Origin of the sequence: Lapidilactobacillus concavus DSM 17758, assembly GCF_001435835.1 — a bacterium.
GTDB lineage: Bacteria > Bacillota > Bacilli > Lactobacillales > Lactobacillaceae > Lapidilactobacillus > Lapidilactobacillus concavus.
Window position 1 is genome coordinate 30,559 of record NZ_AZFX01000060.1, and the last position, 14,067, is coordinate 44,625.

The 14,067-nt window shown below is 44.7% G+C and carries 13 protein-coding genes; 3 read left to right on the plus strand and 10 right to left on the minus strand.

The genetic code is table 11. The features are described 5' to 3' along the window. Positions 1-675 precede the first annotated feature (675 nt). Positions 676-1,131 carry a DUF2188 domain-containing protein gene (locus tag FC15_RS06105; RefSeq protein WP_057824927.1) on the minus strand — a complete coding sequence of 152 codons (456 nt, stop codon included), beginning with the start codon at positions 1,129-1,131 and terminating at the stop codon, positions 676-678. 214 nt (positions 1,132-1,345) lie between these two features. Between FC15_RS06105 and FC15_RS06110 the strand changes: the two genes are divergently transcribed. After that, positions 1,346-2,686 (plus strand): dihydrolipoyl dehydrogenase family protein, encoded by a 1,341-nt coding sequence (locus FC15_RS06110; RefSeq protein ID WP_057824929.1) that lies wholly within the window; start codon positions 1,346-1,348, stop codon positions 2,684-2,686. A gap of 113 nt (positions 2,687-2,799) precedes the next feature. Here the strand turns inward: FC15_RS06110 and FC15_RS06115 are convergent, their stop codons facing one another. Beyond that, positions 2,800-3,480 carry an EAL domain-containing protein gene (locus FC15_RS06115; RefSeq protein WP_057824932.1) on the minus strand — a complete coding sequence of 227 codons (681 nt, stop codon included), beginning with the start codon at positions 3,478-3,480 and terminating at the stop codon, positions 2,800-2,802. Positions 3,481-4,147: 667 nt separating this feature from the next. Between FC15_RS06115 and FC15_RS06120 the strand changes: the two genes are divergently transcribed. After that, complete coding sequence (locus FC15_RS06120; RefSeq protein WP_235803352.1) at positions 4,148-5,902, plus strand: GGDEF domain-containing protein; 1,755 nt, start codon at positions 4,148-4,150, stop codon at positions 5,900-5,902. A gap of 58 nt (positions 5,903-5,960) precedes the next feature. On the opposite strand, the gene FC15_RS06125 is transcribed toward FC15_RS06120, so the two are convergent. The 5 genes from FC15_RS06125 to FC15_RS06145 all read right to left on the minus strand — a co-directional run bounded on the left by FC15_RS06125 (position 5,961) and on the right by FC15_RS06145 (position 10,999). Next, positions 5,961-6,182: an IS3 family transposase gene (locus tag FC15_RS06125; protein ID WP_057824936.1), complete on the minus strand. Its 222-nt coding sequence runs from the start codon at positions 6,180-6,182 to the stop codon at positions 5,961-5,963. A gap of 150 nt (positions 6,183-6,332) precedes the next feature. Further along, positions 6,333-7,328, minus strand: a complete 996-nt coding sequence (locus tag FC15_RS06130; RefSeq protein ID WP_057824938.1) for an NAD(P)-dependent oxidoreductase — start codon at positions 7,326-7,328, stop codon at positions 6,333-6,335. Between the two features lie 52 nt (positions 7,329-7,380). After that, positions 7,381-8,550 carry a hydroxymethylglutaryl-CoA synthase gene (locus FC15_RS06135; protein ID WP_057824956.1) on the minus strand — a complete coding sequence of 390 codons (1,170 nt, stop codon included), beginning with the start codon at positions 8,548-8,550 and terminating at the stop codon, positions 7,381-7,383. Positions 8,551-8,558: 8 nt separating this feature from the next. Then, positions 8,559-9,824, minus strand: coding sequence for a hydroxymethylglutaryl-CoA reductase, degradative (locus FC15_RS06140; protein WP_162258409.1), 1,266 nt, complete (start codon positions 9,822-9,824; stop codon positions 8,559-8,561). A 5-nt stretch (positions 9,825-9,829) separates the two neighbouring features. Next, on the minus strand, positions 9,830-10,999 hold the full coding sequence (locus tag FC15_RS06145; protein ID WP_057824942.1) for a thiolase family protein: 1,170 nt from the start codon (positions 10,997-10,999) through the stop codon (positions 9,830-9,832). 174 nt (positions 11,000-11,173) lie between these two features. Between FC15_RS06145 and FC15_RS06150 the strand changes: the two genes are divergently transcribed. Further along, the gene (locus FC15_RS06150) at positions 11,174-11,458 is read left to right on the plus strand and encodes a hypothetical protein (protein ID WP_057824944.1); all 285 of its coding nucleotides are present in this window, start codon (positions 11,174-11,176) and stop codon (positions 11,456-11,458) included. 153 nt (positions 11,459-11,611) lie between these two features. On the opposite strand, the gene galU is transcribed toward FC15_RS06150, so the two are convergent. The 3 genes from galU to FC15_RS09015 form a co-directional block, all read right to left on the minus strand. Continuing rightward, a complete protein-coding gene (galU, locus tag FC15_RS06155) occupies positions 11,612-12,517 on the minus strand; it encodes a UTP--glucose-1-phosphate uridylyltransferase GalU (RefSeq protein WP_057824946.1) in 906 nt (301 codons plus the stop codon). Between the two features lie 119 nt (positions 12,518-12,636). Then, complete coding sequence (locus tag FC15_RS06160; RefSeq protein ID WP_057824948.1) at positions 12,637-13,578, minus strand: YihY/virulence factor BrkB family protein; 942 nt, start codon at positions 13,576-13,578, stop codon at positions 12,637-12,639. 236 nt (positions 13,579-13,814) lie between these two features. After that, a complete protein-coding gene (locus tag FC15_RS09015; RefSeq protein WP_235803353.1) occupies positions 13,815-13,985 on the minus strand; it encodes a 6-carboxytetrahydropterin synthase in 171 nt (56 codons plus the stop codon). Between the last annotated feature and the right edge of the window lie 82 nt (positions 13,986-14,067).

Sequence of the window (14,067 nt, forward strand, 5' to 3'; positions counted from 1 at the left end):
AACCGTTTTCCGTAGCGACTTCGGCAACTAGTCATAAAAAAATTCGATTTTCTCAATTTGTCATTCTAGACACGCGACTAATACAAATATTCACGCCAAAATACTTATCATTTTCAACCAGATGAGGTAAGTAATTTAGCGTGAATCTGAAAATTAGTCGTGTCTCAATTTCGCTATTTGAGACAATCACGATTTTAAAGTGCAATCGTCATTTTCAGTTCTGAGAAACAGGCTGCCAGTAAATCACACCCGGTTATTTTGAGTACCGCCTAAATCAGAAGTTGCGAAGGAAAATGGTTGTGAGGCTGTAAAAGTACTGTTAGACCGCGAGAGCATGAAGCAAGGCGTTTTGCAGTTGAGCATTAACGATAATTTCTGAATGATTCGTTTACGAATCGTTTAGAAATCGTTGTTAAGCGCAGACTGCTGCCTTGCGTAACGCGTTTGCGGACTTACAGTACGGGTAAATTGGAGACTTCGAATTTTGAAGGCTCCAATTTTAGGATGGAGCCATTTTTGCAGCAAGCGAAGCGTGCTGCAAAAAGGCGGAAGCCGGCCCCACAGCAGGAACAACCGTTTTCCGTAGCAACTTCGGCGAGGCGATGCACATGCTAGCATGCCCATTGTCTGCAGCAACTTCGGTTCAACACATGCCACAGCAGGAACGACTTCGGCTCACTCTTCAACTCGTGGCTGTATTTCCTTCTGCAGTTCCCCATTTTTCCCATAAATCTTGAGCTTCGATTCTTTATTTGCCGCAATTTCTCTGCCGCGTTTAACGGCATCCGTCTTGCGCTTAAACTGATCACTGGCTTTCTCCGCGCCGTCTGCGATGACGATCCATTCTTGATCTTGATGGCGCACCTCTTCGTCGGCCTCAATCAGTTCGGGATTTCCGCGTCTGTGGTGATGGTCTTGCTTCGTTGGTGCTGCCTCTTTTTCAAAAGCTCGCTTTTCAGTCGGGCTAGCTTCTTTGAACCATTTTTCTGCCTGGCTGGTCGCGATTGGAATCGCTCGGTCATCCTCGTAACCTTCAGCAAGTAACGCGTTGGCAATGTCGATTGCTTTTTTTCGGACAAGTTTCTGCAAGTTTTTCATCGAACTCGGATAGTCTTTCATGTCCCACGGCATTTGATCACTCCTCTTTGACTTGATGAACATTCTTCTAAGTTCAGTTTACACAATCACCCTGACTTCAAAAAAGAAATATGCTAGCTCAACACTATAGACAAACTTTACGCTTGCAACGTTAATGGTATCGGCTTTCATCATCAATCTGATTACTTTCTCCCCAGCCGGCATTGCACTATAATCAAAATATGACTAGGGAAATGGAGGAGTTAGTATGTCTGAAGAGGTTCAAAAATTTGCAACGATCGTGATTGGCGCCGGTCCTGGTGGTTTAGCGGCCGCTCATCAATTGGCCAGTCAACAGGATGTCCTTGTCATCGAGGACGATTTATGGGGTGGGACCTGTCCTAACCGTGGCTGTGATCCGAAGAAGATGCTTTACTCAGCTGTCGAAGCTCGGGACAGAGCAACCTATTTGCAAGGTCATGGACTTGAAGGAGCACCTACCATCGATTGGCCAAAACTGATGACGTTTAAGCGGGCATACACCGAAAAAGTCCCTGCCGGTACATTAAACAGTCTAAAGGCCGCTGGTATCACAACAATTCAAGGGAAACCCTATTTTATTTCCGAAAATCAACTCAAGGTCAATGGTCAGGTCTATGAAGGTCATCATTTTATCATCGCAACGGGACAAACTCCGGTCATTCCAGACATTCCGGGACACGACTATCTGCAAACGAGTACTGACTTCTTGGACTTAGATCAATTACCCGCTCGCATTGCTTTTGTGGGTGGCGGTTATGTCGCCATCGAATTAGCTAATATTGCCGCAAATGCCGGTGCAGAAGTTCATCTATTGCAGCATAATCAACGAATTTTGCGTGATTTTCCTGAGAATTACACTCAATTACTCGCGACTGCGATGTCTGATCATGGCGTGAATTTCCATTGGGATACCGAACTTGAATCCGTCTCAGAAATCGATGATGGTTTATTATTGACGACGAATCAAGGCTCGCTTGAAGTAGATGCTGTCTTCGCTGCGATCGGGCGTCGACCACAACTGGACTCGCTTAACCTTCAAGCAGCTAAAGTCGATGTTGCTGAAAAAGGGTTGCGCGTCAATGGACATTTACAAACGACTAATCCAAGAATCTACGGAATCGGCGATGTGCTTTTAAAGAAACAACCTAAACTAACTCCCGTCGCCAGCTTTGAGGGGCGCTATGTCGCCAGTGACATTCTCGGCAAAACGACCGCACCAATCGATTATCCTTCAGTACCACAAGTTGTTTATGCGAGTCCACAGATTGCTCAAACCGGTGTCAAGGTTGAAGATGCCAAAAACGCGCCAGACCAATATTTGATCAACGCACAAGATACCACGCATTGGTATACTTTCAATCGGATCAAGGATCCTATCGCGCGTGTCACTACCGTCATCGACAAACAAACACAACTCATCGTCGGCGCCGTCGTTTATTCGACACTTGCTGATGAGCTGATCAACGATCTCAATAATTTGATCAACAATCAAACGACAGTCACTCAGCTTCAACGACAAATTCCCGCCTACCCTACAGCTGCCAGTGACCTGGTTTACTACTATTAATTGTTTTGATAAATAAAGAGTGCAAGATGATGTCTTCAACCATCACCTTGCACTTTTATTTGTATTCCTATTATTATAGGCGCTGTATCCAACGCCGAAACAAGTCTGAAATTCTAGCCGACCTGTTCAGAACGTGTCGGTAAATAAACGGGTTGATTCAAGAAATAACCTTGTAGCATGTCGACTTGATAAGCGTCAAGTGCCGCAATATCATCGGCAGACTCAATCCCTTCGATGGTCAATAACTTGCGGTGATCGCAAGCTTCTTTGCGCCAGAAAGCTAAATCTTCTAGAATTTCATCGAAATTTTTCTTACCGCGAAAATTTTGAATTGCAAACTTATATTCTTGAACATACGGATTAAGTAAGCGAACGCGTGACACCTGATTGTCGCCAGAGCCAACATCATCCATGATAATATGAATACCTGAACGATTATAATTACGCGCAGCAGTGACTAATTCATCATCCGTAACGGGGTTCTTCGCTGGATGTTCTGTGAGTTCGATGGCCAAATTAACACTGGGTAGTAATTGCCCAACACGTGCAAAAGCACGATAAAAATACGGATTCACGAATTGTTTGACATCAGCATTGATTGAGAGATTACGTGTCGTTTTAGAAATATTTGGCGCGGTTTTGACTAGCAGATCAATTATTTGTTGTGCACTGAAGCGATTGAAGTCGGTCGGCACATGCCAATTGTCTGCTGAGCCCTCGCGAATGAACAGCTCGTAGCCGAATGGTACTAGCGGTTGACGCGAGAAGCTCAATTGTCCCCAAAAGCAAATCATAAAATCCCTCCGATAACTAAAAACGACCCATCCTTGATCTTTCACAAGTATGGGTCGTATCCAACAGTTATTGCTGTGTTGGATTGAGCAGTTTGTTTATTAAGTTGTGAAGCAATTATATCAAGCTCTTTTCAAAAAAACAAGCATAACTTTAAAAAAGTTTTCATTGACCGTTTTCATGAATATTTTTTCATTCTGATTGGACATTATTCATTCAGTACGTGATTCTAGATGAAAGCGGAATGAAAGTATCAACGTAAATTCAGTATTTTATGCCATAATGGTCAAAATGTATAAATGGATATCTATCCATCAATATTCGATAATTATCGTTATGACCGTCATCGCGAACAACAGTCAATTGAAAAAAACGCATATTTTTTTGATAAATGTCTAAATTTTCATACTTTAAATAAGCAAAAAGTGGTATTACTTATTTATGCCATATTTCAACCTATTTACTAATTAGTTAGGCATGACCCTATTTCGGTATTGATTGCTTTTCAATCAATTTTAACATTTTTCAAAGGGGGGCTTCATCAATGATGACGCATAGTGCACTGGGGACCACCATGACTTGGATTGGTTAGCTCACGATCGGCATTTTCTTTATTGCTGGATTTGTAAACTACTATACCGAAATTCAAAACCGCACGTTTCGTTTAAGGTGAAAAACCACACCGCGCGTAAAAAGATACTCTTTCGTGCCGCGTTGCTTGCACTTAGCTTAGAGCCTGGGGCTGTCATGCACGCCATGGGCTACATCAGTGGTAGTAGCGCAATGATGTATCATAACTTGGGATTGTTCATCTTGGTCTTCTCACTCTTTGATGACCAGATGAATCTCGGCGAACATATCTTCCGAAGTTTTGTTCTCATTGTCGTTTGGGGAATGCACCATGTTCATGACTTGAGTAGTTTACGTTTCACACTCTCACTAGTTATCTTGGTTGCGATTCTCGTGTTGATCTGGGTCAAGCGTGATCTCATCATCCCTCGGTTTAGACTTCGACTGCTACTGTCGGTCACCATTGCCTTCGATTTTTGGTTTACCTTACCCGCACATTCGGCAAGCATGACCATGACACCCGCCATCGAGACCGAGGCCGTGTTAATGTTCTTCTTAATGAAACTATCAACGATTTATCAACAGAACGCTGGCATGCATAATGAATTAATTGCTCATCTTGCCAACTATGATGAACTGACCAGCGCCAAAAACTTTACGGCTTATCAAAAAGATGTTTTCAATTACTTCGGGACCGCACACACAACGCATCAGCCATTAGCAATTGGCCTACTAGATATTGACCATTTTAAGCTCGTTAATGACGAGTATCGTCATCTTGCTGGAAATCAGATTCTGACCGAGGTGGCCGAGCGCTTACGTAATGTTCTGAGCCAATATAGCGAATCCTACCAGCTCTATCGAACCGGTGGTGAGGAGCTGACCATCATCTTCCCAAACAGTACGGTCGATGAAGTTCTTCAAATCCTGATTCATTGTTGGCGTGAGATTCGTTCGACTGACTTTGTTTATGACAAACGAAACATTCACGTGACTATTTCAGCTGGTTTAAGCGAACTCGCACTCACCGACAAGTCCCCTGATGATCTTCACAAACGTGTTGATGAATCACTCTATACGAGTAAACGTCATGGCCGTGATGTGATCACCGTCAATGGGGCGACCCAAGATATTCGTGATGATGCCGTCAAAGCTAATCTCGCCTATTTTGTCAAAGGAGTTTATCCGGTTTCCAATAATCTCGAGCGTCGTCGTGTCGCGAATGAACTTGTCCTTGAAAGCTACGATGCCAGCAAGCAAGAATGGCATTGTTCCGGTCACGTTCACCTTGACATCGATACCCGCATCGAAATGATGCGCGAGACATTGATCAACAGTCACTATCAAGCAATCGTCGTCGATCTTTCAGTTGCCGGCTTGCTCGACCAGAGTGTTGCAAATGAACTCGTCAAATTCTTCAATAGTCCTGATGGACCTGACACCTTGTACGTTCAGTTGAAGCGAGTTCCTGCCCTAGAAATATTAATTCCGATGGCAGAGTTTTATCACCAGCACAACATCAAAATCGTGTTGACTCAAGTTGGAACCAACAGACACTTCGATCGCATCAACGAAAGCTTGAAGTACATGGACGGCATCAACTTGAAGATTCAATCCGCAGAAGAGGTTGAAGAAAATGCGATTACGTTCAAGACGACCAACGAAGAATCCTACGAAGTTTTACAAAAGGATATCCAATTCTGGGGTAAGATGGCCGATACTTGGCACGTTGAATTCATCCTCGACGGTGTTGAATCTGAAGCGATGAACGAATGGTTACAGACCCAGACCTATATTGACTACCTCGAAGGCAGTTACTTTGGGAAACCAACGTTACCTTTACTCAAAGCTTAAATCAGTCAAGATCGATTCTAGATTAGCGCAGACAACTTTTTGGTTGCTGCGCTTTTTTCTACCATTTTAAAACATTTACCTTGAATGAACCATCATAAATAAATGTTGGTCTTCTAACTTCAAGTCCTTCTTCGCCGAATACTTGATATTGATTAACCCATTTAAGAATGGACGCATCTGACTTGATACCGTATTTGCGTGCAAGTTGACCGATCCCAACAGAAGAATTGAGATATTCTTGAACAACTCTAAACTTAAACTCTTTTGAGAACTTAGACATATGAAAACCCCCGGTATTGGATTTGGTCCAACATCGGGGGTTCAGTTCACATAAGTCAAATTCCTAAACGTTTTTTCGCATTCAATCACTTATCTGAAGCTGAGATACAAATTTCTAGCAGCCGGTCAACATTTAATTTAATCAGATTAATTACCCTTCAACTGGATTGATCAAGCTACCGTCTTGGGTGAAACTGAAAATGTTGTCGATAGCAATTTTGACCATATTTTCAACGGCGCCAAGTGAATGATAAGCAATATGTGGGGTCATGATCACATTCGGCATATCCTGCAATTGAAGATAATGCGATTCACTCGGCGCTTGTCCAGACTGAATCTGATCTTCAATGGTCGACTCGAATTCGAAGGTATCGATGGCTGCACCCGCTAATTTACCAGTGTTCAACGCGTTGATCAAGGCAGCCGTGTCGATGAGGTTGCCACGGCCGGTGTTGATCACAATTGCGTCATCGGGCAGCATCGCGAGACGTTCCGCGTTCAATAAATGGTCATTAGCTTTCAACCCGGGCACGTGCAAAGTTAAGACATCTGCACGCTGCAACAAAGTCTCCAAACTGGATTGATAGTGTAACCAATCTGGCGCATCTTTTCTTGGGTAGGCATCGTAGGCAATCACTTCTGCACCGATTTGATGCATTAATGTTGCGACGGTGTAGCCGATATGACCGGTCCCAACAACACCCACAACTTGTGTGCTCAATTGACGGCCGACCATTTTTTTGGCTGGATTCAATTCGCCGGCGCTAATGGCGAGGTCCATCTCCTTCGAGCGGCGCAATAAACGCAAGGCACTCATTAAGACAAACTCGGTAATTGTTTCGGGTGAATAAACTGGCACGTTGCTAATTTGAATGCCATACTTCTTGGCTGCAGCAAAATCAATGTTATCCGTTCCAACGTTCCTCAGTGCTAGCAGTGGGATGTGTAAGGCAGCCATTTTAGCAAAAAGTGGTTCATCATAGGGACCCGTTTGCAGACTGTTAATTGCAGCGCTACCTGCGGCCAGATCAAGGTTTTCTGCACTTGCCCATTCTTTGACCAACGTCAATTCAAAACCACGTTCCTGCGCAAGTTGTTGCAAAAAAGTTGTTTCAGTTTGGTTCACACCATAAGCGGTAATTTTCATTTTCACATCTCTCCTCACTTTTTTCATTCTTAATTCAATTGGGGCTCGTCAATTATTTATATTGTCGTTGATGACCGCTGATACCAGTCAGGCGGAACTGCGCATGCTGAGAAATTGGATCAATCGTCAGCGTGCTGCCATCGATTGGCAAGGTTTGTTTAAATAGCCGCTCATATTCAGCAACCGTCAGCTTCTGGCGTTGTGCCAATAACGTTTCCACATCGGCGAGTTGGCTCATCGATTCAAAATTGCTTTGGAGCTCGCCGGCAAAGAACTCACCGACTGCACCTGAGCCATAACTGAATAGTCCGAGTTTTGCGCCTGCTGATAAGTCACCCTTTTGCAATAACGAAAGCAAACTAAGATACAACGAACCCGTATAAATATTGCCCACTTGTCGATTATAAATCGTTGCTGTTTCAAAAACCTGTAAAAAGCGTGCTTTGGTCTCCTGATCAGCATCCGCCGTCATTTGGCACAATCCTTTCAAGCCGAGCTTTGTAAACGGAATGTGGAATAATAGCGCCGCAAAATCCGTGAGTTGCGTCTTTGTTTTTTGCTGATAATCGTGCCACACAATTTCCAAAAAACGTAAATATTGTTCGGTGGAATATTTACCTTCCGCAAACGCCGTGTCTGAATAATTCGGACGCCAGAAATCCATAATTTCTTCGCTGAAGTAGGCAGTTGGCTGGCTTAAAGCCAAAATTCTTGGTGCACGGGTGACCAGCATTGAGACTGCTCCGGCGCCTTGAGTCACTTCGCCCGCGGTTTCGAGTCCATAACGCGCAACATCAGCCGCGACCACGAGTACCTTTTGGCTATCGGGATGGGCCGCAAGATGATCATAGGCCATTTGCAAGCCGGCAGTGGCCCCGTAACAGGCCTCTTTGATTTCAAACGCTCTTGCAGATTGATTCAGTCCTAATAATCGTTGCAGGTACAGCGCACCAGCCTTAGATTGATCGATACCACTTTCCGAGGCGAAGATAATCAGATCGATCTCAGAACGATCCTTCGGTGCCAAAATTGGCGCAGAGGCATTTGCCGCCATCGTGACGACATCCTGATCCAAAGGTAAAACCGCTTGTTCATCTTGGCCAATACCAATTTTGAACTTATTAGGATCAACAGCGCGTGCCTGTGCTAAATCAGCCAAATCGAGATAAAACTCAGGCGTGTAAAACCCAATTTTATCGATCCCAATTTTTTCTAAACTCATTTCTTCGATCAACCTCTATTTCTAAATTGTTGTAAAAGTTGCTGAGCCAGCGCGAGATTCGCAGGTTGGTGCTGGTTCAATTGTTGTTGGACCCAACCAATCTCCTCGCCTGTGGCACCAGCCTGAATGGCTAAATTGGCCGTTTGTAATGCCATATGACCGGCTTGAATGCCATTGGTGACCAAAGCACGCAACGCGGCTAAGTTGTTGGCTAACCCGACGCTGGCGATAATACTCATGAGTGTTTCAACTGAGGGATGTTGCAAGAGTTCCAAACTGACTTGTGCGTTTGGCAGTGAATTGATCGCACCACCAACACGACCAACTGGCAAGGGAATCGTGAGTCGACCCCGTAAAACCTCGGCATGTTGATCAAGCTGCCAAGTTGAGAGCACCGGTCGATTCGCGCCACACAAATAATCGGTAACCGCGGCACTAATTGCCCGCAAATCATTACCAGTCGCCAATCCAACGGCAAAAATGCCATTGAGGATGCCTTTATTTTCGGTCGCTGCACGATCAATGTCAAGTGCGGCGTAATGGTTGAGGGCGGCGATTTTGAGTGCCACCTGTTGCCCAGAAAATTCTGCGGTCGCTAACTGTGTGAAATCAACTTGGCAAGTTACCGTGACTGTCATCTTTTCACCAGAATTACTCAAGACGGCAGCTAGAACTTGTTCGTCTTTCTTGAGTAGCGCCTGTTGGATGTAAGTCCCAACCGCTTCGGCAATGGTGTTGGCCATGTTGGCGCCAAATGCGGCGACCGGATCGATCCAAAGCGCCAGTTCGCTGTAACCATCCGCGAAGTGATTGATTTCGATTTGCCGCAGCCCACCGCCACGTTTTTGTAAGCTGGGATGAGCCTCAATGACAACCGTTTCAATGGCCGACTGGGCGTCAGTGAGTCGTTTAGTCAGTGACACTTGATTGGTGACACCGTTGATAATAACTTGCGCCTTAAGTAAATGGGAAACCTCAACCGTCTGAAAACCGCCACTGGCTGCAACACGTTTAGCCCCATTGCTAGCCGCAGCAATCACAGAAGGCTCCTCCGTTACCATAGGCACGAAATACTCATGACCATCGATCAAAAAATGATCGGCAACACCCATTGGCAAACCGAATTCGCTAAGGCTATTTTCAACCATTGCACTCAGGACCGCCTCGGCTAGTGGCGTCTGCGCTAATAATCGTTGCTCACTCTCGTCGGTCAGATAACCGGCTTGCTTCAACCAAGTCAATCGATCCGCGCGTGATAATTGGTAAAACTTCATGATCATTAACCTTCTCGAGTTAAATGTACGGCAATCCCTTGGCCGCCACCAATACATAGCGTTGCAATGCCATGTTGTTTGTCGTCGCGCTGCAACGCGTGTGCCAACGTCACGATTAAACGCGTCCCTGTGGCACCGAGAGGGTGTCCCAAGGCAATTGCCCCACCCGTGACGTTTAATCGCTCTACGGGGATCTTAGCGCCCTCCTGAACGGCGATAGCTTGTGCAGCGAAGGCTTCGTTTAATTCATAACGGTCAATATCAGTGACCTGTAAATGAGCCTTCGTTAAAACATTTTGAATGGCCTGAATTGGAGCGATTCCAAAATCCGGTGAGGCAACACCCACTTCGGAAAATTCACCGACAGCTGCTAAAATTGGCCAATGTTGAGTTTGCGCATAACTTGCTGTGGTCAAAACGACCATGCTCGCGCCATCGTTCAAAGGTGACGCATTACCAGCTGTAATTGTGCCATCCGCTGCGAAAGATGGACGTAAGGCCGCTAAGCCTTCCAAAGTTGTCGCGGACCGAACTGATTCGTCGTGAGTTAACCATTGGTCATCCACGCGAATCGGTACAATCTCAGCATCGAATAGCTGGTCTGCTGCCGCTTTTGCTGCCTTCTGCTGTGATCGGTTCGCATAGTCATCTTGTTGTTGGCGGGTGTAGTGGCGCTGGGCGACCAGCTGCTCGATTTCTTTACCCATCGCCTCTTGCGTCATCGCGTCGGTCAGACCATCCGCAAAGAGACTGTCAATCAGCAAGCCTTGGCGATCAACCGGTTGCTTCTTATCTGGTCGCTGCAATAGCAAGGGTGCATTTGACATGCTCTCAACCCCACCGGCGACCACAACATTTGCTTCGCCAGACAATAGACTCAACTGCGCATAGTGCAATGCCTTCAGACTTGAGCCACAGACATCATTGATGGTTGTGGCTGTCACTCGATTTGGCAAGCCACTCCCCATGGCAATCTGTCTGGCAGGATTTTGTCCTAGACCAGCTCCTAAGACGTTTCCAATCAAAACTTGATCGATTTGATCGGCAATCGGTTGCTCGGACAGAATACCGTTTAAGCAGGCAATCCCCAGTTCAACTGCGCTCATCTGTTTGAATTGTCCACGAAATTTGCCGATTGGCGTCCGTTTTGCTGCAACAATGACGATCTTTTCCAAAAAATAAAACTCCTCTTGCATTTGATTGAACTTTAAGCTTTACCACTCAGTTAAAAACTGCTAGCCTATAGGATAACCGAAAAAATAAATTTTGTCTTGTGATGAGATTTATTTTAAACAAATGTTATAACTTTATCTCTATCAGTTAGTTAATTAAAAAGTTATGAGGTGCCTATGTTAGTCATCGATCTACTTCAACTCATCCAAGATATTAACAAGCAAGTCCCCTTCTTTTATCGATTTGATGGACAGGTTTACGGACTCATACTCGTTCGGCCAGAACCCACTCGCCTGATCATCACCACAACCAAACAATCAAAATCTTTGAAACAATGGGAATTAAAAATGCTACTCAATAAACCCGAGTATCACCATCTGCCCGTTTATTTATGGGTTGAACAACAACCACGCCCCATCTTTGGGTTCAAACTCGCGGATCAAAAAGCTTGGTTGAATTGAGAATCGACGTAGATTGCACAAAATCATCTCACCATCACGCGATTGGTCACCGGAAAAAGTGATTGCCGAGACGAAATTATCCCTCAAAAATACCTAAACACATAAAAATGCCCATTGAAGCCGGAAATTATTCCAGCTCAGATGGGCATTTATTTATTTTTTAGCGTTCTTCTGATCTTCTGCTTCTAATTGATGACCCAAGCTGATAATCAACTGACGTAAATCATCTTTGATCTCAGGATGACGCAGGCCGAACTCGATACTGGTCTTCACATAGCCGAATTTATTACCAACGTCGTAACGACGTCCCTTGAATTCGTGGGCAAAAACGCGCTGCGTCTTGTTCATGACGTCGATGGCATCGGTTAATTGAATTTCACCACCACGACCCGGTTTCTGATGTTCAAGAATACTGAAAATCTCTGGTGTTAATAAATAACGTCCGATGATTGCCAAATTACTTGGGGCTTCTTCAACCTTAGGCTTCTCGACAAACTTCCGCACATTGTACAGACCAGGGCTTGTTTCACCTTCGGGATCGATCACCCCATAGGCCGAAACATCTTCCTTAGGGACTTGCATGACTGCTAACGTCGAAGCATGTGTCTTGTCGTAGTCGTCGATCAGTTGCTTAGTCAAAGGCACCTTGTCTTCCATCAAATCATCACCAAGCATCACAACGAATGGTTCGTCTGCAACAAATGACTTCGCCTGCCGAACCGCATCACCCAAACCGAGTGGATGTGATTGACGTGTGAAATACAGGTTGATCCCCATCTCAGTGGTTTCTTGGACCAACTTCAACATTTCCGTCTTGCCCTTTTCGCGCAGATTCTGCTCAAGTTCAGGCACGGAATCGAAATGATCTTCGATTGGCCGCTTGCCTTTACCCGTGATCACCAAAATATCTTCAATACCAGATGCCTTGGCCTCTTCAACGATGAATTGAATAGTTGGCTTGTCAACAATTGGCAACATTTCCTTAGCCATCGCCTTAGTTGCAGGCAAAAAGCGAGTCCCGAAACCTGCTGCGGGAATAACTGCTTTACGAACTTTCATCTCCAAAAAATCCTCCTCACATGACGATCTGTCAACGTCCAATTAATCACTTAGATCTCATGCTTTTATATGTTCAAGCATATCATGAAAGGTGTCACAATTAAAGTCTCGTTCGATAACTATCGATTCAATAATTTGGAGAGTCGACTATTATAGGGTCTCTGTTCACCGTGCCAAGATTCATTGAAGACAGCATTTATGACAGTCCCAATCATGAGTAAAGTGGCCGCAAAGTTCAGCCATAACAACGCAACAATGAAGGTCCCAATCGTGCCATAACTATTGAACGACCGCGCAAAGTAACGCACATAGAGTGAGAAACCTTGAGTCAGTAACAACCAGGTGCCGGCCGTAAAAAGTGTCCCCGGTAAAATGGTCCATAATTTCAAATGAGCCGCGGGTAAAAAGAATTGTAAAAACATAATCACCAGCGAAATCACAGTCACGACGACTGGCCACTTCCAAGTCAGGAAGACATCTAAAATCGTATTGGAGAGATGGAAGGTTGGAATCACCCATTCCAGCACCTGTTGCCCAAATGTAAAAATCACGATAATGGCCAATAAACTCACAATAAAAATAAAGGTTAAGATAAATGAAAGCAAACGCCGGACGATTGCATTTTGGATGGCGACATCACTATAAATCTTTGAGCTATCAATCTGATAAGCATCGTTCATACTATTTCTAATGGCATTGATGCCACGACTCCCTGCCCACAGGGTGGCGATCACACCAAAGGATAGTAACCCACCGCTGCTTTTACCTAGCAGTGAGGTCACAATTGGCTTGACTAACGGCACAATCCGCGAAGGAAATGCCATCTCGAGATAGGTCACGATCGTCTTCGAATCGAGATTCAGTAATGGCAAGATGTTTCCCGCAAAGATAACTAATGGGAAAAACGACAGTAACATATAGTAGGTGATCACCTTCGCCGAATTGCTGATGTTACTCGAAATCACCCGACTAACCACCGCTTGAATGAACGAAATGAGCTTCTTATACCAGGGCGTCTTTTGTCTAAATAATGGTCGTTCAGTTGATGCTTTAATCGCCACAGACATTCACCTCCAACAACTTTCAATTTCAGTATACAAAAGTCCCGGGCACGGGGCAATAAATGTCAATAAATACGCGGTGTATTCCTATAACCCGTCCAGGATTCACTGAAGCGCGTCACCCAGTCGAAATCACCCCAGACTGCAAAAAATATACTCAGATAATCAGGCAGTTTGTCTAATCGTCCGGGGATAACTTTATCAGATCGAATGCTGACACCTTTGTAAAGGGCAACCTAGTCGTCTTCCACCGAGATACAATATGAGCGTGTCGGCGACTCACTCACTTCAATTCGAATCAAGCGTGCCGATAATTCCTCGAGTTTTGGCGTGATCAGATCGAATAACCATTCTGTGACATTCTCAACTGTGGGATTGATGGTCTTAAAATATGGTAATTCATTCAAAAAGAGAGTGTAAAATATTTTGTGTATGTGTAAATGAGTATTGAAAAAGGGAAGACCTTCCCCGTATGATTATAAGCGTCTA